16 protein-coding genes are annotated in these 20349 nt (G+C 65.1%); 8 read left to right on the top strand and 8 right to left on the bottom strand.

Translation table 11 applies throughout. The annotated features are described in order from the left end of the window. Positions 1 to 13 precede the first annotated feature (13 nt). The 5 genes from V6M49_RS00765 to V6M49_RS00785 form a co-directional block, all read right to left on the bottom strand. Complete coding sequence (locus V6M49_RS00765; protein WP_332759475.1) at positions 14 to 1582, bottom strand: GMC family oxidoreductase; 1569 nt, start codon at positions 1580 to 1582, stop codon at positions 14 to 16. Beyond that, on the bottom strand, positions 1572 to 2354 hold the full coding sequence (locus V6M49_RS00770) for a TIM barrel protein (RefSeq protein WP_332759476.1): 783 nt from the start codon (positions 2352 to 2354) through the stop codon (positions 1572 to 1574). Before V6M49_RS00770 ends, V6M49_RS00765 begins: the two co-directional genes overlap by 11 nt. A gap of 124 nt (positions 2355 to 2478) precedes the next feature. Then, positions 2479 to 3315: a carbohydrate ABC transporter permease gene (locus tag V6M49_RS00775; RefSeq protein WP_332759477.1), complete on the bottom strand. Its 837-nt coding sequence runs from the start codon at positions 3313 to 3315 to the stop codon at positions 2479 to 2481. Between the two features lie 2 nt (positions 3316 to 3317). Continuing rightward, on the bottom strand, positions 3318 to 4277 hold the full coding sequence (locus tag V6M49_RS00780) for a carbohydrate ABC transporter permease (RefSeq protein WP_332759478.1): 960 nt from the start codon (positions 4275 to 4277) through the stop codon (positions 3318 to 3320). Between the two features lie 53 nt (positions 4278 to 4330). Then, positions 4331 to 5626 carry an ABC transporter substrate-binding protein gene (locus tag V6M49_RS00785; RefSeq protein WP_332759480.1) on the bottom strand — a complete coding sequence of 432 codons (1296 nt, stop codon included), beginning with the start codon at positions 5624 to 5626 and terminating at the stop codon, positions 4331 to 4333. Between the two features lie 233 nt (positions 5627 to 5859). On the opposite strand from V6M49_RS00785, the gene V6M49_RS00790 reads away from it, so the two are divergent. Then, a complete protein-coding gene (locus V6M49_RS00790) occupies positions 5860 to 6804 on the top strand; it encodes a LysR family transcriptional regulator (RefSeq protein WP_332759481.1) in 945 nt (314 codons plus the stop codon). Positions 6805 to 6860: 56 nt separating this feature from the next. Here V6M49_RS00790 and V6M49_RS00795 read toward each other — a convergent pair whose 3' ends face one another. Further along, positions 6861 to 8339, bottom strand: coding sequence for a C-glycoside deglycosidase beta subunit domain-containing protein (locus V6M49_RS00795; protein WP_332759482.1), 1479 nt, complete (start codon positions 8337 to 8339; stop codon positions 6861 to 6863). Next, positions 8320 to 9663 carry a C-glycoside deglycosidase beta subunit domain-containing protein gene (locus V6M49_RS00800; protein ID WP_332759484.1) on the bottom strand — a complete coding sequence of 448 codons (1344 nt, stop codon included), beginning with the start codon at positions 9661 to 9663 and terminating at the stop codon, positions 8320 to 8322. The genes V6M49_RS00795 and V6M49_RS00800 overlap by 20 nt, the downstream gene beginning before the upstream one ends. Before the next feature lie 157 nt (positions 9664 to 9820). Between V6M49_RS00800 and V6M49_RS00805 the strand changes: the two genes are divergently transcribed. After that, complete coding sequence (locus tag V6M49_RS00805; protein ID WP_332759485.1) at positions 9821 to 10738, top strand: DUF1905 domain-containing protein; 918 nt, start codon at positions 9821 to 9823, stop codon at positions 10736 to 10738. 58 nt (positions 10739 to 10796) lie between these two features. On the opposite strand, the gene V6M49_RS00810 is transcribed toward V6M49_RS00805, so the two are convergent. Continuing rightward, entirely contained in the window at positions 10797 to 11735 is a 939-nt protein-coding gene (locus tag V6M49_RS00810; protein ID WP_332759486.1) for a PfkB family carbohydrate kinase, read from the bottom strand. Between the two features lie 65 nt (positions 11736 to 11800). On the opposite strand from V6M49_RS00810, the gene V6M49_RS00815 reads away from it, so the two are divergent. The 6 genes from V6M49_RS00815 (at position 11801) to V6M49_RS00840 (ending at position 20349) form a co-directional block, all read left to right on the top strand. Further along, positions 11801 to 13564 carry a sialidase family protein gene (locus V6M49_RS00815; RefSeq protein ID WP_141139076.1) on the top strand — a complete coding sequence of 588 codons (1764 nt, stop codon included), beginning with the start codon at positions 11801 to 11803 and terminating at the stop codon, positions 13562 to 13564. A gap of 173 nt (positions 13565 to 13737) precedes the next feature. After that, complete coding sequence (locus V6M49_RS00820; protein ID WP_332759487.1) at positions 13738 to 15360, top strand: ABC transporter substrate-binding protein; 1623 nt, start codon at positions 13738 to 13740, stop codon at positions 15358 to 15360. 112 nt (positions 15361 to 15472) lie between these two features. Continuing rightward, on the top strand, positions 15473 to 16429 hold the full coding sequence (locus V6M49_RS00825; protein ID WP_141139074.1) for an ABC transporter permease: 957 nt from the start codon (positions 15473 to 15475) through the stop codon (positions 16427 to 16429). A gap of 3 nt (positions 16430 to 16432) precedes the next feature. Continuing rightward, positions 16433 to 18568 (top strand): dipeptide/oligopeptide/nickel ABC transporter permease/ATP-binding protein, encoded by a 2136-nt coding sequence (locus V6M49_RS00830; protein ID WP_332759491.1) that lies wholly within the window; start codon positions 16433 to 16435, stop codon positions 18566 to 18568. Continuing rightward, positions 18565 to 19371, top strand: coding sequence for an ATP-binding cassette domain-containing protein (locus V6M49_RS00835; RefSeq protein WP_104060218.1), 807 nt, complete (start codon positions 18565 to 18567; stop codon positions 19369 to 19371). Before V6M49_RS00830 ends, V6M49_RS00835 begins: the two co-directional genes overlap by 4 nt. Positions 19372 to 19419: 48 nt before the next feature. Further along, positions 19420 to 20349, top strand: coding sequence for a dihydrodipicolinate synthase family protein (locus V6M49_RS00840; protein ID WP_332759492.1), 930 nt, complete (start codon positions 19420 to 19422; stop codon positions 20347 to 20349).

Genomic DNA, 20349 nt, shown 5'->3' on the forward strand with positions numbered 1-20349 from the left:
GGGCACTTCGTCATTATTTAGTCATTCTATTGTCTGATTTCGACAAAAGTAAAGAGCTGGTGAGTTCTCCGGCGATCCTGCGCGCCCCGCGCACGGCGAGTGCCACGGACGTCAGCGTTGGGTTGCATGCCGTGGAAGTGGGAATGACGCCGTTGCCGGCCACAAAGAGGCCGGGGACCTCCCAAACCTGGCTGTCCGGGGAACACACGCTTTCGCCGTCGTCCGTTGCGCCCATGCGCGTGGTGCCCTGGTAGTGGAGCGAAGATCCCGGCGGGAGGACGAAGGGGCGCTCGTCGAGCGGCTCGCCCACGGCCTTGCCCAACCGGACTATTTCCTGCTTCGCGCGTTCCAGCACATCATGATCCCGCTCAGTGAGCCGGTAGTGGATGCGCATGGCGGGCATCCCGTATGAGTCGCGGGCACCGTCGTCGAAGGCCACCCGGTCCTCCCGCTGCAGGTCCTTGGCGCAGAACAGGCCCAGCCCTACGATCGAGCCCGGGACAACGGGGTCATCATCCGCCAACGGGACAGGGGACGCATCCAGCTGCATGATCTGGCCGTGGAAGGGGGCTTCGTCAGTGTAGGGAACCCACGCCACACCGCTGTACGCGCTTAGCCCGCCTTGCGCGTCCTGTACGTCCGCAGGAGAATCCCCTTCGGAGACGTCCCGCAGCCTGCTGCCGAACACCACCTGCGCCTGGTCGTTAAGGTAGCGGCCCAAAGCGGCGGGTCTGATTTCCGAGGCCCACAGCAGTTGCGGCGTGCGCAGGGCGTCCGCGCCCACCACAACGTAGCGGGCGGCCACCTGATGGGTCTCGCCACTGCGCCGGTCCTGAATCTCGACGCCGGCAGCAACACCGCCCGCGACCAGCACCCGCGTTACGAGGGACTCGTCAAACAGGTTGAAGTGCGGATTCTCCCGGGTCACGTCACCCATAACGACGTCGGATCCTGACCACATCAGGGCGCCATCGTCACGCCGGTGCACGGCAAGCGGCATGGACTGGACACGGTAGGCCGGCTTTCGGCCATTGTCCGCTACTGCTGCGAGGCGTTCACGGACCAGGTCCGAGAACGGGGCACCGTCAAAAGCGTGCGTGGTGACGCCCAGCAGGCGGCTGGCGTCGTCAAGGAGCTGATCCAGCTCGGGCACAAATGCAATGCGCTCCTTGCCTGCCGGACGCGGGCAGGCAGCGGTCCAGTGGGCCGCCATGCCGCCCACGTTGCTGGACATCGCAGCCACGGGCATCCCGTCTTCTCCAGGGAACACGTAGCCATCCGGCAACAGGTAAGTCCCGGGCCTGGCGCGGCGCTCCCCGCTCTTGACGGCACCGGGTGAGCTGACGGTTTCGGCGCCCGCACCAGAGCCTTCCGATGCCCGCTGGGCAAGGCTGCGGCGCTCCGGATCCGCAATATTCTTGACGTGGGCGCCCGGCGGGTTGCTGACCGTGGGGCCCACTTCGAACATGGCGATAGTGGCCCCGGGCGCCGTCTCGCTGAGGATCCGCGCGTACGCCGACGCCGTCGGGCCGCTGCCAACGATGGCGATGTCGACGGCATCCGGGTACCGGCTACCGCCCATGACCCGCCACCAGCTCCTGGATGCGGCGGACGGACTTTGCCGAGTCGATCGTGGGGTAGTACTCAAGTCCGATCGGGCCCGCATAGCCGCTGTTCTGGAGGTCCGCGAACCGGGCCGGCCAGTCGATGGATCCCGAGCCGGGTTCGCCGCGGCCCGGAGCGTCAGCGATCTGAACATACTTGATAAGGTCGCCCGCATTGGCGAGCTCGGCGGCCACGTCCTCGCCCTCGACGGTGGAGTGGTAAAGGTCGTAGAGGACTCCGAAGTCCGGTGATGCCACACCCCGGGCGACGTAGACGGCTTCCGAGGTCCGGTCCAGCAGCGCCCCGGGGTGGTCCACCCTGGTGTTCACCGGCTCGAGGACAAGGGTGATCCCGGATCCCTCGATGTGTGCGATGCCGCGGGTGAAGATCTCAATCAGTTCATCCAGCTGGTCCTGCCGCTTGCGCCCGCCGAATCCGGTGCCGCTGCCCACCACGATCCGCGGGCAGCCGAGCTGCCGCGCCACCTCGACGCCGGCGTCGAGTCCCGTGTAGAAAGGCGCGTGGTCTTTCGGCGGGATCATGAACTGCATGCGCGGTTCCGCGAGCTGGGCCGTGAGCTGGACCCCGGTTTCCTCGAGTGCGTCCTTGAGGGCGGGGATGTCCTTGCCTGTCGGGCCCCACATCTCCACGGCGTCAAAGCCGGCGGCGGCTGCAGCGCGGACGCGGTCAGCAGCGCTTTCGCCTGCTTCGGCGAACAGAAGGTCAATGTTGGGTGAAAGTTGGAACATGGTGTCTCCTGGTAAGTAGTAAGGGGGTTCAGAACATGGGTGGAAGGCTTTGTGCACCCGTTTTTGGGTGTAGAAGATCTCCGCGAAGCGTTCAAACGCTTCGCGGGTATTCAGCAATAGCGGATTAGCCCTTCAGGCCGCCGGAGAAGCCCTGAATGAAGCGCTTCTGCGCAAACAGGAACAGCGCCAGCATGGGAATCATGGACACGATCACAATCGCAAAGATCGAATTCCACTCCGAAACCAGTGAACCGATGTAGTAGTACATGGCCACCGGCAGCGTCTGGTTGGCCGAGCCGCCCAGGAAGATGAGCGACGTAAAGAAGTCGTTCCACACAATGAGGCCGGCGAAGATGGTGACCGTTCCCGTGGCGGGAGCCATCATGGGCAGCACCACCCTCGCAAAAATCTGGGTCCGGCTGGCACCGTCAATGGTTGCCGCTTCCTCGTAATCCGTGCCAAGTCCGCGGAAAAAGTTGGAGTAGAGGAAGATCGAGAGCGGCAGGAGCATGCCGGTGTACAGGACGATCAGGCCCCACGTGGACCCCGTGAGGCCCATGGCACGTGCACCCATGTAGAGGGGCACTGCGCCGAGCTGGCCGGGGAGGATGATGGCAATCAGGAAGAGGTAGTAGGCACCTTTGCTCCAGCGGCGCGTGCTGCGGGAGATGACGTATCCGGTGATTGAACCGAGCGCGATCAGTCCGACGATGCTTCCCGCGGTAATGATGATGCTGTTCACCAGGCCCAGGACCACATTGGAGTTGCCGGTGGCCGTCAGGACAGCCACGAAGTTGCTGAAGTCCGGGTTCTTCGGGAGCGCCAGGGGCGAGGTGGTGTACATCTCACTGTCCGGCTTCAAGGCGGTGGTCACCAGGAAGTAGAACGGGGCGAGGAAGATCAGCGCCAGCGCCCAGAGTCCAACTTCGCGGAGCAGCGTGAGTTTGGTATAGCGGAACATTGTTAGTCCTCCGGGTTCGATCGCGTCAGCCGTTGCTGGATAACGGCGAAGAACAGGATGATGGCGGCGAGCACCAGGGCCAGGGCGGCACCGCCGCCGAAGTTGCCGAGCGCAAACGCCTGCTTGTACACCTGCGTGGCAAGGGTTTCGGTGGCACCGGCGGGTCCGCCGTTCGTCAGGGCCATGATGGGATCGAAGACGCGAAGCCCCTGGACGATTCCCAGCGTGGTGGCAATGGCAATGGCGGGGCGGATGGCCGGCAGCGTGACGTACCGGAAGCGCTGCCACAGGTTCGCACCATCGATCGCGGCAGCCTCCTCGACTTCCACCGGAACGCCGGCAAGTCCGGCCATGAAGATCACCATGGCAAAGCCGGTGGACCCCCAAACAAGCACCACCAGAACCGTCCAGATGGCCCACTGCGGGTCGGCGAGCCATGGTTTGGCGAGGTCGCCGGCGCCTATTGAGGTGAGGAAGACATTGATGGGGCCGTCGAAGTCGAAGATGTACTTCCAGACGTAGGCGGTGGCCAACGGACTGAGCACCACGGGCATAAAGAAGAGTGTGCGCAGAAGGTACCGGGTCTTTAGCATCCGGTTGAGGCCGAGGGCGATGATGAGCCCGCTGACGTTGCCGAGCAAGACCGAACCAAAGGCCAGGAACAGTGTGTTCGTCAGGGCGCCCAGTTTGGTGGGGTCCTTGAAGATGGCTTCGAAGTTCTGCCAGCCCACAATTTTGAACGAGCCGATGCCTGTCCAGTTGGTAAAGGCGAAGAAGCCGCCGATGCCGGTTGCCACGTAGTGGATGGCGATGACCAGGACGATCCCGGGCAGGGCCCACCACCAATGTCCCAACTGCAGGCCCGCGCTCCGGGATCGGGGCTTGTCACCCGTCCCCGGAGCACGCCTGCCTCGCAGGGGTGCTTTTGCTGCTTCGCTTTTCGGTTGCATCGTCGCAGTCATGGTAATCCTTGCTTGTCCCTTTGAGTCGTTGGAACTGTGGTGATCCGAAGCTGTTACTGTCCCCAGGCCGTATCCATGGCCTGGAGTACCTGATCGGCAGTCTTCTGTCCGGTGATCAGGCCCTGGACGCCGGTGGCGAGGGCGTCATACACGGCGGAGTTGGGCCACTGGCTGTTCGGCAGCGGGCCGTATTTTCCGTCCTTGATGAGATCGCCGACGTTCTTGTAGGCACTTGCGTTGAAGTCGTAGCTGTCCAGGCCGGTGACCGGCAGGGCGCCGTCGATTTCCGCGAAGGCCTTGGTCTGCTCAGGCTCTGCGGCCCAGTCCAGGAACGCCTTGGCAGCATCCTTGTTCTTGGACGCTGCGTTGATGGAGAACGCGTAGTTCGCGCTGGCGTACACGAAAGCGTTGCCCGAGCCCTTCTCTGCCGGGAGCGCCCGCACATTGAAGTCCGAGTCGGCAGCCGCAGTTTTCAGCTGCTTCCAGCTGGGGCCGGGGATAAAGCCGGCAAGGGAGGTTCCGCTGGCGAGGCCTTTGGTAATGGCGTCGAACCCGGCTCCGGCAGCGCCCTTCTGGAAGCAGCCCGCGTCGTTGAGTTTGGCCACTGCCTCCAGCGATGCTTTCCAGCCGTCCGAGCCAGCGAATGTGGTCTGTTTGGCGGCACGCTTTTCGTTCCACTTCGGGTCCTCCGCGTAGACGCGGGACGCGGCCAGGGACATCGCCATCAGACCGGTGTTTGGAGCCGCGGAGCCTGCCAGGGCGATGACCGATTTGCCGGACGCTGCGAGCGACTTGCACTGGTCCTGAAGGGAGGCGAAATCTGACGGGAATTCGGTAATGCCGGCTGCTTTGGCAGCCGTTTCATTGGCAACCAGGCCAACCACGGTAATTTCCGGCGCCTGGCCATAGACTTTTCCGTCGGTTCCGAAGAGGGCTTCGCTGCCCTTGGGGACCAGTTCCTTGGCGGCGTCGTCCAACGGCTCAAGGAAGCCTGCCTGAACGAGCGGCAGGATGCTGCGTCCCTGGCCGGAACCCGGCGTGGTCACCACGACGTCGGACGCGTTTCCGGCCTGGAGCTGGGTGCGGAGGGTCTGGTCGTAGGAGTCATTGGGCTGCGGGTTGAAGGTGATCTTCACGTTGGGTTTCGACGCCATGTACTTCTCAGCCAGTACCTGGAACGGGCTCTCAATGGTGTTGGAGGTGGAGAACGACAGGGTAAATTCCTGGGCGCCTCCTGCGGGGGAGCTGCTGCTGGCAGGGGCCGAGCAGCCGGTGAGGACGAGGGCTGCGATGGTGGGGACGGCGAGGGCGCCGACCGTTAGAGCCGAAGAGCGACGGTGCTGTGTCATGTCCAGCCTTTCTGACTTCATTGTCGAAGAGTTCCGGGAGCCGTGACCCCGGTCACTCATCAGTATGCAGGAGATGTGCAGAAAAAGCACATAAGTCTTGCCGATGACAGACATAAGTTTCACGGGGGTCCAAGTTGCTCGTGCGCATAAAAGAAAATGATGTTTATCGCTGAAAGTATCGATGCCACTGATACACTGAGCTAACTAAGTTCACCGTCGAAAGAATGCCCGTCGTGACGAACCATGTACTGCTCTCCCGGCTCGACCTGAACCTGCTGATCTCGCTGGATGCCCTCATCACGGAGCGGAGCGTCACGAGGGCGGCGGAGCGGCTTCATCTGAGCCAGCCAGCGCTCAGCGCCTCGCTTGCGCGGCTCCGGTCCCACTTCGGAGATCCCATCCTGGCCCGTCGGGGAAATGCGTACGAACTGACGCCGTTCGCCCTGAGGCTGGCGGAGCACACCACAACTGCCCTTGAAGCCGCGCGGCGCGTCTTCGAGAGCCAGGCAAACTGGGAGCCCACCGAATCGGAGCGCGAGTTCTCCATCTACGGCTCGGATTACGGCTTCACCACTATCGGTCGGGTTGCTTCCGAGCTTGCCGCCGAGCGTGCGCCGGGAGTGCGGTTTCGGTTTATGCTCCACAATCCGATGGTGGTGGAGGACGCAGCGAACCGCCTTCGGTCCGTGGACGGGATGGTTATCCCCCATGGATTCCTCACCGGGCTCCCCTACCTGGACCTGTGGAGGGACGGCTGGGTGGCTGTGGTCTCCTCGTCCAATGACGCCGTCGGCGAGCACATCACCATGGAGAACATCGCCGAACTCCCCTGGGTGATGACCTATCAGACGCGCTCTGCGTCGACCTCGGCGGAACGCCAGATCATGCAGCTGGGCATCGAACCGCGCGTGGATGTGGTGGTTGAAAGTTTCCAGTCCCTGCCGCACTTTGTAGTGGGAACCAACCGGATCGCACTCATCCAGGCGGCGCTGGTGCCTTTCGCGCTGCGCGTGGGCGGCGTGCGGATCCTGCCGCTGCCGTTCGATGCCACACCGCTGGTTAATGCCCTGTGGTGGCACCCCGTTCACAACCGGGACTCCGAACACGAGTGGATGCGGGCCCTCTTCAAGGAGGCCGGTGACATCGTGGCAGCCGCCGTGGCGAAGGAAACCAATTAATGACTCGATGCCCGCCCATGGCTGGACGGGCATCGAGGGACATCGGGCTCCAAGGGTCAGGCCGAGGTCAACGCCTTCCGCATGCTCTTGCGGATGAGGTCATGCTGCTTGCGCACCAGCAGCAGGGGGTCCACCTCGCCGAGCTCGGCGAACGCGTGGCCCTCCCACTCGCTGGACCAGTAACCGCGGTAGCCGCCTTCGACGAAAACGCGGACCAGCTCCGGGTAGTCAATGGCCGGCTCATTGCCCTGCTCGTCGATGTCGTAGAACTTCGCGTGCACATGCATGATCTGGGGCATGATGTCCGCCCATTCCGTCGGGCTAACGTGGCCATGCATATTGAAGGCCAGGTGCGCAAAGGACCCCAGCCGGGCTGGATCAAGATCCCGTCCCCGCAGGTATCCAATGAACTCCTCCTGCCGCGCCCGCATAGGGGCGTCGGTGGTCCAGATGGCCTGCAGCTTCTGGATGGCTTCGTCGTCCAGTCCGGCACGGCGGACCGCGCGCAGGAGTGTCGGAGACATGCTGTGCATGGTTGAGGAGAAATCGGCCACGAACCCCAGCAGCGGCGAACCAAGCTCCGCGTAGACGTCCCGGACCTTCATGATTTCCGGGGAGTTCGGCCCCATCGGCGCATGGATCTCGTACGCAAGCTTGAGCTCCAAATCCTCGGCGAGTGGCAGGAGCCGGCGGAGCAGTTCAGGTTTGGCGCTCTGGATGCGGACCAGCGGGAAACCGAGCTTCTTGGCACCGCGGAAGAGCGTCTCGGTAAACTCGAATTCCTCGTCCGGGGTCATGTCGCGGTCCCGGCGGCGGCCCATGTCGAGGTTCGCACCGAAGGAGCTGGCAGTGAACCCGTGCTTGTCGAAGGCCGCGTGCCATGAGCGCGCGAAGTCATCAGTCACCTTCGGATAGGTGGGTAAGACCTGGGATGCCACGATCTCAATGCCGGGGCCGATGCCAAGCTCGGCAACGCGGCTGAGCAGGCCATCGAAGTCGTACCAGCCTGCCCGGTACTCGGCACTCGCCGAATAGAGCGTGAGCCCCAGTGAGAAGGGATCCTCCTCCGCTTTCGGTGGGGCCCGAGTGACCGCCGTCGTGAGTTCCGGCGCCGCCGACGCCCTATCCGTGGCGACCAGGGCCAGTGTCTGGTTGACGAAATTGGGGACGTACATTCCGGGACCGCCGTCCCGGCCCGGGGCAATCTGCATGTAAGGCAGGCGCAGTTCCCCGATCAGCTGGATCCGGAGCTCTTCACCGAGGGAGACAGGGTTGTCCCGCTTGGCAATCAGGAGCGGATGCTCCTGGAGGTACCAGAGGGTTTCGCTTTGGGCCGGAAGGTCCGGAAGTGCGTAGCGGACACCGCCCAGTTCCAGGGACAGGTCCTCGGCGGGGATATCCTGGCCGTCGACGGTGAGCCGGAGGCTGGAGACCGCGGAGAGCCAAAGGCTCCGGTACCACGGAAGCGTCAGGGCAAGGGCGAGGCCTTCCGGATGGGTGCGGAGGCTTGACTTGTCAAGAAGTCCGTTTGGCATGGCTGTTCTCTTCACTGGGAGGCGGGACGGGGCAGGGGAGTTCGGAGGCGACGCGGCGGATCAGGGCATGTTGGCGCCGTACTTGTTCGATGGCGCGCCAGGGATCGCGTTCGCCTTCGTATTCACTGGAGAGGTAGCCGGAATAGCCGGAGTCCTTGAGCGCCTTGAGTACGGGAAGCCAGGGAATCTGCTGGTCCTCCAGCTGCTCGTTGATGTCGTGGAACTTCGCCTGAATGAACACCACGTACTGGGCGACGTCCGCGAAGTCGGCGGGATCGACGCCGATGCCGTCAAGGAAGGCGGGCCGGCTCTCGCGGGTCTCCCCTGCACGCAGCGGGATGGGCCGGTCCTGGAAGATCCCGGTGTCGATCAGCAGACCGAAGTTCTTGGTGCCGGTCCGTTCGATGAGGTTGATGTAGTCCTCGACGACAGGGTGCCTGATGGGGGTGGGCGAGTGGATTTCCGGGCAGATGATGATCCCGAGCTCGTGGGCCAGGTCCAGGGAGCGCTCTACCGACTCGGTCCAGATGGGGTCCGGAACCAGGTCGCCGGACACCACGCCGATCTTGGGGCGCACGAACCCGAAGCCCAGTTGATTGGCAAGCCGCAGGTCGCGCTGCAGCGCCGCCGCACCCTCGGTGACGGTCATGCTCCGGCCCGGGTGCAGCCGGGTGTCAATCCAGGAGCCGTAGTTCGTGGGCTCGAGCGAATACTTATCCAGGAGGCCGAACCACGTGTCGAGCCAGGCTGGGGACGGTTCCGGATAGTTGGGAATGTGGCCCTCCCCGAGGATTTCGACGCCGGTGGCGCCCACATCAGCGACGGCGGCCAGCGCCGTCTCCAGGTCCATCACAGTGCCGTAATCGCCCATGAAACTGTAGAGGGATACGCCGTAGCGGAAGGCGCCGTCGCCGCCTTCCGGCCCGAGCGTCACTTTACGGCTGACCTGGTGGATGGTGGGCTGATGCTCCACCGGAATGTAGGACATACGCAGCCGCAGCTCAATGGAGAGCTCGTGGACGCCCTGCGGCAGGCCGCCGTCGAACGGAACGGTGACCACCGCAGCTTCCTCCAACGGCCACCGGACGCCGTTGCTTTCCCACAGCTGCTGCAGCGTATAGGTCTGACCGCCAAAGGTCCACAGCGGAACGTGAGGGCCGACGTCGACGACGTTTCCTACGCGAACGGCGATGCCGTCAATGAGGGACGCGGCCATGCCCCGGTAGGAAGGCATGCGGACCCGGAACTGGAAGCCCGTCACACGCCCGCCCTCAGTGACATTGCGGAAGCCGACGGACTGGATGAGGTCTCTTTCGAGAAGCATCGTTGCTCACTCTCTCTAGGGTCGAAATACAGCCTAACAGCATTATGTTGGTTTCATGCCTAAGTTTGCGAGGATCGCACATAACTTTCTCCCGACGAGCGCAAGGTCACCCGCCGAGTTCCTTTTCGCGCCGACCGGCCGGGTCGATAATGACCCTATGGTCCGCTTCACAGCCACCGTTCAGCTGCGGGGGCCCAATCCGTTCGTGGACGTCCCGACGCCGGCTGTCACCGAGTTGCAACCGCTCGCGGAGCATGGCCGGATCAGGGTGACCGGCACGCTCAGGGGTACGGATTTCAACGCCACACTGATGCCTGTCAGGTCCGGACGGCATGTCCTGTATCTTTCCGGCGGCCTGCGGACGGCAACGGGAGTGCGCGTCGGGGAGACTGTCACGGTGGACATTCAGGCGCTCAACACCACCGAGGTCATCCCGCCCAGGGATCTGTCGGCAGCCCTGGACGCGTCCCCTGGAGCGTCAGGCAACTGGGGTCAGCTGCCCGTTTCCCAGCGGCGGGAGTTGACGCGCTTCCTTGAGGACGCGCGGTCCCCGTCGACGCGGGCGCGCCGGGTGGAGCAAATTTTGGCGCACGTGCAGGGCGGAGACGTCCGGCCGCCGGGCCAGCACACTGGCCGCGCCTTGTGGACCTGCCCCTCCTGCGGACGGCAGTTTGTCACGCGGAACATGAACCATTCCTGCTCACAGCACACCCTCGACGAGCCGTTCCGCGGCAGGCCAGACAGCATCCACCGGCTGTTCGAGGTGGTTCGCCGGACGGTTGAGGCGATCGGCCCTGTAACGCTTGTTCCGTACCGGGACCGTGTCGCCTTTATGGTCCGGGTCCGGTTCGCCGGGGTCAAACCCGCGAACAAATGGCTCGATGTGGAGTTCTGGCTTACGCGCCGGGTTGAGTCGCCCAGATTCCGACGGATCGAAACACTTTCTCCGTACACGCATCTCTACACGGTTCGGGTGACCGAGCCATCCGACGTCGACGGCGAACTGGCCGGCTGGCTCCGTGAGGCCTACGCGGTGGGCCGCCAGGAGCATCTGCGCCCATCGATTGCTCCGTAAACGCCCTTTTGGCCCCTCAAAACGGCGTTTACGGAGCAATCGATGAGGAAGAACACACCTACTCCGCCGGAACCGCGTTCAGTTCGGCGCGCGTGGGCGGGTTGGCGCCCGGGCGGGAAACAGTGACGGCCGCTGCGCGGGCAGCGTGGGCCAGCAGCTCAGCCAGGCCCTCGGCCGGAAGCTCGCGCAGGTCCTTCCGGTTCTGCGCGCCGTCCAGGCCCCGGTCCACGATCCCCGAAAGCAGGGCGGCCATAAAGGAATCACCTGCGCCCACGGTGTCGGCCACTTCCACGCGAGGCGCGTCAATGGCGGCTTCACCGGCGGCCGTAATTCCCCACGGACCGGCCGCGCCGCGCGTGACGACTACCAGGGCCGGGCCCTCGGAACCGCCCAGCGACAGCCAGCGGCGGGCTGATTCCAGCGCATCCACGCCCGGGTACAGCCACTCGAGGTCCTCGTCCGAGGCCTTGACCACGTCCGCGAGGGTGACAAATTTCTCCGCCTGCGTTCGCGCATAGTCCACGTCCGTGATGATGCTGGGCCGGCAGTTGGGATCGAAGCTGATCGTGGCGGCGGGGTGGGCATGCTCGACGGCGGCGAGCACTGCCGCGGCCCCCGGCGCCAGCATCGTTGCGATGGAGCCGGTGTGCAGCAAGGTGGTTCCCTGCAGCATAAAGGCGAGGCGGTCCGCCAGGCCGGGAAGCTCCCAGGCGAGGTCGAACGTGTAGGTGGCGGCGCCGTCGTCGTCAATTACGGCGGTGGCCACGCTGGTTGGCAGCTCGTCGGGGCCGAGCGGCAGCATAACGGAGCTGGAGCGCAGGTGCGCCGCCACCGCATCCCCGTAGGCGTCGCGGCCGTAACGGCCGACGAACTGCACGGGATGGTCGAGGCGGGCCAGGCCCACCGCGACATTAAGGGGACTGCCGCCCACGTGGGCTTCGATTCCGGAGGCGCGCTGGACAACGTCAACAAGGCCCTCGCCTATAACTGTGAGCATGGTCATACTCTGCCAGAGATGCGCCCGCCTACACAGGCGTGTTACGCGTCGCCTACCATGGAGATATGACATCCCATGTCCTTCAGCCAATGACGGCCGCCATGCCCGACGTCGAACACATCCTGGCGGTCCGCGGCACCGGCGGCTACCGGCAATTCAGGATCCCCGCCCTGGCCGTCTCGCGGCAGGGCACCCTGCTGGCCGCCTATGACGGCCGCCCCAACCTCGATGACCTGCCCAACCCGATCGACCTCCTGCTCCGGCGCAGCTCGGACAACGGCCGGACCTGGGGCGACCAGCAGGTCGTCAGGACGGGCGGCGGCCTCAACGGTTACGGCGATCCGAGCCTCCTGGTGGACGTTGAGACCGGCCGGATCTTTATGTTCCACGCAGCCGGAACCCGCGCCGGCTTCTTCGAGGCCGTGGCCGGTATGGAGCCGGACGACGATGTGCAGCACTGCGATCTCAGCTACTCGGACGACGACGGCCTGACCTGGCAGCACCGCCGGATCACCGCCCAGCTCAAGCTCCGCCCGCCTGTTCACCCGCGTGGGCCAAGTACGGGCGAGCCGGACATCACCGGAATCTTCGCCGCGGCGGGCCAGGGCATCCAGATCCACACCGGCCCCTACCGCGGCCGCCTGGTCCAGCAGTTTGTGGTCCTGGCCGGCGGCGAGATCATGGCCGCTTCCGCGTACAGCGACGACCACGGCGACACCTGGGTGCTCGGGGAGCTCATCGGCGTCCGGACGCACGGCCACGCCCCCAATGAAAACAAGGTTGCCGCCCTCCAGGACGGCCGGCTCCTGCTGCACAGCCGCGGCACGCCGCGCCGCCTTGCCGCAATGTCCGACGACGGCGGGGCCACCTGGAGCGCCCTGTGCCCCGTCGAAGACCTCACGGACCCGGGTGACAACGGCTCGCTGGTCCGCTTCGACGGCCTGCCGTCCCCGACTTCCTTCGCCGACGAGGCAACGGACTCCTGGCTGCTGGCCACCAACAACCAGGACACGGCATTGCGGCGGAACACGGTGATCAGCCTGTCCCCCGATGACGGCCTCAGCTGGCCCGCGAAGCTGGTCCTGTGCCCGGGCAGCTCGGCCTACTCGACGGCCGCCCGGCTCCCCGACGGCAACATCGGCGTCCTCTACGAACGCCAGGGCTACCGGGAAATCGTGTTTGCCTCGGTGCCCGCGGCACAACTCACCGCACAGCTCACCGCCCGCCCCACTGACTCCGGCGCCGCCGCCACTGGGAGTGCCGCCGGGAGTGTGCCCCCCGAGTCCTCCGCCGATGCGAGGGCTCAGGACGACGGTGCCGGGCTGGTATTCGACATGGAACTGCGCTCCATCACGCCCGGCCGCCCGCGGGCCTGGCAGAACGTCGGCGAGTTTCACGTGATGCGGTCCGGCGGTGAGGACTGGGGTGTGCACACCTGGAAGGAAATCGGTCAGGGTTACTCGACCGAAGCTGCGCAGGTCATCGGCACGCGGGAGGCACAGGACCTGAATTACGGCCCGATCATTCCCGGCTACAAGGCCGGGGACATCCTGGCCTTCACGGGCAGGGCACGCAATGACGGAGCCCAGTCCATTACCGGGGTCCGACTGTCCGGTCCGGGCTCGGACGCCTTCCCCGCGGCGGATCTTGGCCCCGGGGAAGAGGCTCTCTATTTCACGCCCGGATACACCGTCACAAAGGCGGATGTGGCACAGGGCCACGCGGACGTGGTCTTTGAAGTGGTCGGCGAGCGCGGCGGCACTGCCCAGCGCCGCCGTCGTGCTTTCACGTTTGACACCGCCACAGGCCACGTCAGCGAGCCGAAGTGAGAGAGCGTCCAGGGAAAACCCGCAGGATCTGAGAGAGCGTCCGGCGGAAAGCCACGTTAAGTGAGAGAGCGTTACAAACTGACGCTTGACGTGAACCTGTGATGACGCTTACAGTCGACATACGAGCTCGGACGTCCTACATCCGATAAACCTTCTGGAATGGCGAGGCCCTCATGAACAACATCACCAAGAACCTGCCGCTGGTCAATGACGCCAGCCGCCGGAACTTCCTCAAGCTGACCGGGGCCATGGGCGCCGCCGCAGCATTTACCGCCTCGGTCGCCGCGTGCGGCAGCCCGGCAGCTACCACCACCGGCAGCTCGGCAAGCGCTGCGGCAGTCAACAAGGACCTCACCATCGAAGCGGGCATCTCCTACGCCCTCTCCACCGGCTTCGACCCGCTGAGCTCCTCGGGCGCCACGCCGATGGCCGCCAACCTGCACATCTTCGAAGGCCTCATCGAGCTGCACCCGGCCACCCGCGAGCCCTACAACGCGCTGGCGGCATCGGACCCCAAGAAGGTCAACGACACCACCTACCAGGTGACCATCCGCGACGGCGCCAAGTTCCACGACGGCACTCCGGTCACCACCGAAGACGTGGCCTTCTCCTTCACCCGCGTGATGGATCCGGCGAACAAGTCCCTGTTCTCGCAGTTCATCCCGTTCATCAAGGAAGTCAAGCCCGTTGACGCCAAGACGGTCGAGTTCACCCTCAAGTACGCCTTCCCCGGCTTCGGCCCCCGCATCTCCGTGGTCAAGGTTGTCCCCAAGGCCCTGGCCACGGACCTCAAGGCCTTCGACGCCAAGCCCGTCGGCACCGGCCCCTACAAGCTCATCTCCGCCGCCAAGGACGACAAGATCGTCTTCGAAGCGTTCGCTGACTACAACGGCCCCAAGCCGGCACTGGCCAAGGGCATGACCTGGCTCCTGCTCTCCGACGCCGCAGCCCGCGTCACCGCCGTCCAGTCCGGCCGTGTCCAGGCCATCGAGGACGTCCCCTACCTCGACATCGACGGCCTCAAGTCCAAGGTCAAGGTTGAATCAGTCCAGTCCTTCGGCCTGATGTTCCTGATGTTCAACTGCAACAAGGCGCCGTTCAACAACAAGCTGGTCCGCCAGGCCCTGCACTACGGGCTGGACAAGGAAGCCATCATCAAGAAGGCCCTGTTCGGCAACGCCAAGGCCGCCAGCTCCTACTTCCAGGAAGGCCACCCGGACTACGTCAAGGCCAAGAACGTCTACGGCTACGACGCATCGAAAGCCGCGGACCTCCTGAAGCAGGCCGGCGTCACCAGCCTCGAATTCGAACTGCTCACCACGGACACCGCCTGGGTCAAGGACGTTGCCCCGCTGATCCTCGAATCCTGGAACAAGATCCCGGGCGTGAAGGTCTCCGTGAAGAGCATCCAGTCCGGCGCCCTGTACACCGACCGCGTCGGCACGGGCGACTACTCAGTGGTCGCAGCCCCCGGCGACCCGTCGGTCTTCGGCAACGACGCTGACCTGCTCCTGAGCTGGTTCTACTCGGGCGCCACCTGGATGGAAAAGCGCGCCTACTGGACCGCCCCGGAACGTGCCAAGCTGCAGGAGCTCATGAACAAGGGCTCGCAGGCTGCCGCAGCAGACGCCAAGAAGATCACCGGCGAAATTGTGGACCTTGTCTCCGAAGAAGTTCCCCTGTACCCGATCTTCCACCGCCAGCTGCCCTCCGCTTGGGACGACAAGAAGCTCAAGGGCTTCAAGCCGCTGCCCACCACCGGCATGTCGTTCATCGACGTCGGCCGCACCGCCTAAGCAGCCACCTTGCGTTGCGAGGCCTGCTCTGCGCCCCTAGTCCCCCCGGGAGCACGCAGAGCGGGCCTCACAACATTTTGAACTGCAGCACCCAAACAAACCGGAGAACAAATTGGTCACGATATTGCGTCTGCTTGGCCGCAGACTCGCAGCACTGCCATTGATGATCCTGGGCATCACCCTGCTCGTCTTCCTTGTCCTGCAGGCCGCTCCCGGCGACCAGGCAAGCTCCGCCCTCGGCGACGGCGCCAGCGAAGAAGCGAAGCAGCAGTACCGCCAGGAAAACGGCCTGAACGATCCACTGGTCATCCAGTACTTCAGCTTCCTCGGCAAGCTGCTGCAGCTGGACCTCGGCGTCACCACCCCGCCGGCCAAGTCGGTGGCCTCCATGATCGGCTCCGCGTTCCCCCTGACGCTGCAGCTGACTTTCCTGGGCGTGCTGATCGCGATCGTCCTGTCCCTGACCTTCGGCATCCTCGGCGCCCTCTACCGGGACAAATGGCAGGACCAGCTGGTCCGCGTTTTCTCGATCGCCGCGATCGCCACGCCGTCGTTCTGGCTCGGCATCCTGCTGATCCAGTGGTTCGCCCTCGGCGCCAGCCCCCTGTTCCCCTCCGGGGGAATCGCGACGCCGGAATCCGGCTTCGGCGGTTGGCTCAACTCGATGGCCCTCCCGGCCCTGGCCCTGGGCATCCCGGTCTCCGCCTCGCTGATCCGCGTGGTCCGCACCTCGATGGTGGAGGAGCTGGACCGCGACTACGTCCGCACCGCCATCGGCAACGGCGTCCCCTACCGCGAAGTGGTCTCCAAGAACGTCCTCCGCAACGCCCTGGTGACCCCGGTGACCGTGCTGGGACTCCGCGTGGGCTACCTGCTGGGCGGCGCCGTCGTGATTGAAATGATCTTCGCCCTGCCCGGCATGGGCCAGCTGATCCTCAACGGCATCACCAACCTGGACGTCAACCTGGTCCAGGGCGTGGTGCTCACCATCTCCGTTACTTTCGTTCTGGTGAACATCGTGGTGGACCTCCTGTACCTGCTCATCAACCCCCGAATCAGGACGGTATAGCCCATGCGTAGCAAGCTTGCTGAACGGCTGAGTGCCCCGGGCCTCCGTTTCAAGGCCCTGCCTTGGGGCTCCCGTATCGCCCTCCTCTTCCTCATCGTGATCGTCCTCTCCGCGGTGTTCGCGCCGGTCATCGCGCCGCACGATCCGCTGGAGACCTTCATTCCCGCCACCCCGCCGGGCGCCGAGCACTTCTTCGGCACCGACCGGCTGGGCCGCGACATCTTCTCCCGCCTGCTGTTCGGCGCCCAGTCCTCGCTGATGATCGGCCTCGGCGCGGTCATCCTGGCCATCCTGGTGGGCGCCCTGCTGGGCTCCTTCGCCGCGACGTCCAGCAAGGCCGTCAACGAACTGATCATGCGCCTGATGGACATCCTGATGGCGTTCCCGGGCATCGCCCTGGCCGCAGTGCTGCTGGCCGCGTTCGGCAACTCGGTTCCCACCATCATCATCGCGATCGCCATCATCTACACCCCGCAGCTGGCCCGCGTGGTCCGCGCCAACGTGCTCTCCCAGTACGGCGAAGACTACGTCCGTGCCGAGCGTGTGATCGGCGCTGGCCGCTTCTACATCCTGCTCAAGCACATCGTCCGCAACACCGCCGCCCCCGTGCTGGTGTTCGCCACGGTGATGGTGGCCGACGCCATCATCCTCGAAGCCTCGCTGTCCTTCCTCGGCGCCGGTGTCCAGGACCCCGCACCGTCGTGGGGCAACGTGATCTCCTACGGCCGCAACCTGGTCCTGTCCGGCGGCTGGTGGGCCACCACCTTCGCCGGTGTGACCATCCTGCTCACCGTTCTCTCGCTGAACATCCTCGCCGAGGGCCTCACCGACGCCATGGTGAACCCGAAACTGCGCAAGGCACCTGTAGTAAAGGACGACGACGGCGCGTCGGCTGTTGTTGCCGGCGCCGCGGTGGGTGCCGGCGTCGACACTCAGATCGCCACGTCTGTGGCCCAACCGTCAGTGGTGGAAGAGCACGAGCTCGACGGGGTGCGCGCCGCTTTCGGTGATGTCCTCACCGAGGAGCACTACAACGAGGCAGCCATCCTCTCCGACCCGAAGCTGGCCGCGGCGAACCCGCACCTGCTGCTGGACAAGGAACTGGAACTGCTCTCCGGCATCGAGGCCACGCGCACCGACCGGCTCCCCCAGGTCCCGGCCGGCGCACGCAACGTCCTGGAGGTCAGGAACCTGTCCATCCGCTTCCCGGGCCGCTTCGGCGACACCGCGATTGTGGACAACGTCTCCTTCACGGTCCGCGAAGGCGAAACCATGGGCCTGGTGGGCGAATCCGGCTGCGGCAAGTCCATCACGTCCCTCGCGGTCATGGGCCTGCTGCCCAAGACCGCGCAGGTCACCGGTTCCATCAAGTTCGACGGCAAGGAACTGCTGGATCCGGCCACCAGCCACAGCAGCATCAAGGCCTACGAAGGCCTCCGCGGCCAGCAGATCGCCATGGTCTACCAGGACGCCCTGAGCTCCCTGAACCCGTCCATGAAGATCAAGGACCAGATGGAGCAGCTGACCAAGCGCGGCGGCCGCAAGACCCCCACCGAGCTGCTGGAACTGGTCAAGCTCGATCCGGTCCGGACGCTTGCCAGCTACCCGCACGAGCTCTCCGGCGGCCAGCGCCAGCGCGTGCTGATCGCCATGGCCCTGTCCCGTTCGCCGAAGATCGTGGTTGCCGATGAGCCCACCACCGCCCTGGACGTCACCGTCCAGAAGCAGGTAGTGGACCTGCTCAACGAGCTGCGCGAACAGCTCGGCTTCGCCATGGTCTTCGTCAGCCACGACCTCGCCCTGGTGGCCTCCCTGGCCCACCGCATCACCGTGATGTACGCCGGCCAGGTGGTGGAATCCGCACAGGCTTCGGAGCTGCTGCAGAACCCCAAGCACGAGTACACCCGCGGCCTGCTCGGCGCCGTCCTCTCCATCGAGGCCGACGCCGTCCGCCTGCACCAGATCCCCGGCACCGTCCCGTCCCCGCGCGACTTCGCCCCGGGTGACCGCTTCGCCCCGCGTTCACTGCGGTCCGACGCCGACCCCGACCAGCAGCTGGTCCTGACGTCGGTAGGAGCCGCCAACGGCGGGGACGCTGACCACTACTGGGCGAGCCACCTGAAGGAGGATGCAAAATGAGCGTTTCAACCGGCAAGCCGGTCATCGAGCTCAAGGACGTCAAGGTCTACCACCACGCACGTGGCGGCGGGCTCTTCCGCCCGAACATCGTCAAAGCCGTCGACGGCGTCGACTTCAGCATCAGCCGCGGCGAAACCGTGGGCATCGTGGGTGAGTCCGGCTGCGGCAAGTCCACGCTCGCGTCCGTGCTTGTGGGACTGCAGACGCCGACGTCGGGCGAGGTCCTCTTCCACGGCAAGCCCGCCATCAAGCGCAACGCCGCCATGCGCAAGGAATTCGGCCGCTCCGTGTCGGTGGTCTTCCAGGACCCGGCCACCGCGCTGAACCCGCGCATGACCGTCCAGGACATCCTCACCGACCCGCTGCAGATCCACGGCATCGGCAACGCCGCATCCCGTGCGGCCAAGGTCAAGGAACTGCTGGCCCTCGTGGGCCTGCCGCAGTCCGCGGCCGAGGTCACGCCGTCGCAGGTTTCCGGCGGCCAGCGCCAGCGTGTGGCGATCGCCCGCGCCCTGGCACTGGACCCGGACATCATCGTGGCGGACGAGCCGACGTCGGCCCTGGACGTCTCCGTCCGCGCCCAGGTGCTGAACCTGCTCTCTGACCTGAAGACGCAGCTGAACCTCGGCATGGTGTTCATCTCGCATGACATCCAGACCGTCCGTTACGTCTCGGACCGCATCTGCGTTATGTACTTCGGCAAGATCGTCGAGCAGGGCACCGCCAGCCAGGTCTTCGACAGCCCCACCAACGACTACACCAAGAAGCTGCTGGGCGCCGCCCCGAGCCTGCTCCACATCTAGCTTTCCCACCTCAAATTTTCGTCTAACCATCAATATTTGGAGAACTCCGTGACCACCGTCGCTTCCCGTTTCCAGGGCGTCATTCCGCCCGTCGTAACCCCCCGCACCGCCGATGGAGCCATCGACGTTCCGTCGCTGGAAAACGTCACCAAGCACCTGCTCGACGGCGGCGTCAGCGGCCTGTTTGTGCTGGGTTCCTCCGGCGAGGTCACGCACATGACCAACACCGAGCGCGACCTCGTCGTGCAGACCGTGGCAGGCGTGAACGCCGGCCAGGTGCCGCTGATCGTGGGCGCTGTAGAGCAGACCACCAACCGCGTCATTGAAGAAGCCAAGCGCGTCATCGCGCTGGGCGCCGACTCGATCGTGGCCACCAGCCTGTACTACGCCATCTCCAACGCCCAGGAGAACGGCACGCATTTCCGCTCCATCGCCGCCGCCGTCGACGTTCCCGTCTTCGCCTACGACGTGCCGGTGCGCACCCACTTCAAGCTGCCCACCGACCTTCTGGTCGAGCTGGGCCGCGAGGGCGTCATTGCCGGGGTGAAGGACTCCTCCGGCGACGACGTCTCGTTCCGCCAGCTGCTGCTGGCCGCCAAGGACATCCCCAACTTCGACATCTTCACCGGCCACGAAGTGGTTGTGGACGGCGCCCTCCTGGGCGGCGCCCAAGGTGTTGTTCCGGGCCTCGGCAACGTTGACCCGGCCGGCTACCGCCGCCTGTTCGACGCCGCACAGGCCGGCGACTGGGCCCAGGCCGCAGCCGAGCAGGACCGCTTGGCCGACGTCTTCGAGATCGTCTACACCCCCAAGCCCGGCCGCATGTCCGGCAACGCCGCGGGCCTGGGCGCCTTCAAGACCGCCCTGCAGCTCATGGGCATCATCAAGACGAACGTCATGAGCGCCCCCATGCTCTCCCTGGACGAGGACGAGACCAAGGCAATCCGCGCCATCCTGGAACGCAACGGCCTGATGTAG

The sequence above is a fragment of the Pseudarthrobacter sp. genome (genome assembly GCF_036675385.1).
In the GTDB taxonomy this organism is placed as follows: domain Bacteria; phylum Actinomycetota; class Actinomycetes; order Actinomycetales; family Micrococcaceae; genus Arthrobacter.

What these genes read in the sequence shown, in the direction of transcription:
- V6M49_RS00785 (WP_332759480.1), bottom strand. Translation starts at nt 5,626, where the DNA reads ATGACACAGCACCGTCGCTCTTCGGCTCTAACGGTCGGCGCCCTCGCC.
- V6M49_RS00765 (WP_332759475.1), bottom strand. Translation starts at nt 1,582, where the DNA reads ATGGGCGGTAGCCGGTACCCGGATGCCGTCGACATCGCCATCGTTGGC.
- V6M49_RS00805 (WP_332759485.1), top strand. Translation starts at nt 9,821, where the DNA reads ATGGTCCGCTTCACAGCCACCGTTCAGCTGCGGGGGCCCAATCCGTTC.
- V6M49_RS00800 (WP_332759484.1), bottom strand. Translation starts at nt 9,663, where the DNA reads ATGCTTCTCGAAAGAGACCTCATCCAGTCCGTCGGCTTCCGCAATGTC.
- V6M49_RS00775 (WP_332759477.1), bottom strand. Translation starts at nt 3,315, where the DNA reads ATGTTCCGCTATACCAAACTCACGCTGCTCCGCGAAGTTGGACTCTGG.
- V6M49_RS00830 (WP_332759491.1), top strand. Translation starts at nt 16,433, where the DNA reads ATGCGTAGCAAGCTTGCTGAACGGCTGAGTGCCCCGGGCCTCCGTTTC.
- V6M49_RS00780 (WP_332759478.1), bottom strand. Translation starts at nt 4,277, where the DNA reads ATGACTGCGACGATGCAACCGAAAAGCGAAGCAGCAAAAGCACCCCTG.
- V6M49_RS00815 (WP_141139076.1), top strand. Translation starts at nt 11,801, where the DNA reads ATGACATCCCATGTCCTTCAGCCAATGACGGCCGCCATGCCCGACGTC.
- V6M49_RS00795 (WP_332759482.1), bottom strand. Translation starts at nt 8,339, where the DNA reads ATGCCAAACGGACTTCTTGACAAGTCAAGCCTCCGCACCCATCCGGAA.
- V6M49_RS00820 (WP_332759487.1), top strand. Translation starts at nt 13,738, where the DNA reads ATGAACAACATCACCAAGAACCTGCCGCTGGTCAATGACGCCAGCCGC.
- V6M49_RS00770 (WP_332759476.1), bottom strand. Translation starts at nt 2,354, where the DNA reads ATGTTCCAACTTTCACCCAACATTGACCTTCTGTTCGCCGAAGCAGGC.
- V6M49_RS00835 (WP_104060218.1), top strand. Translation starts at nt 18,565, where the DNA reads ATGAGCGTTTCAACCGGCAAGCCGGTCATCGAGCTCAAGGACGTCAAG.
- V6M49_RS00810 (WP_332759486.1), bottom strand. Translation starts at nt 11,735, where the DNA reads ATGCTCACAGTTATAGGCGAGGGCCTTGTTGACGTTGTCCAGCGCGCC.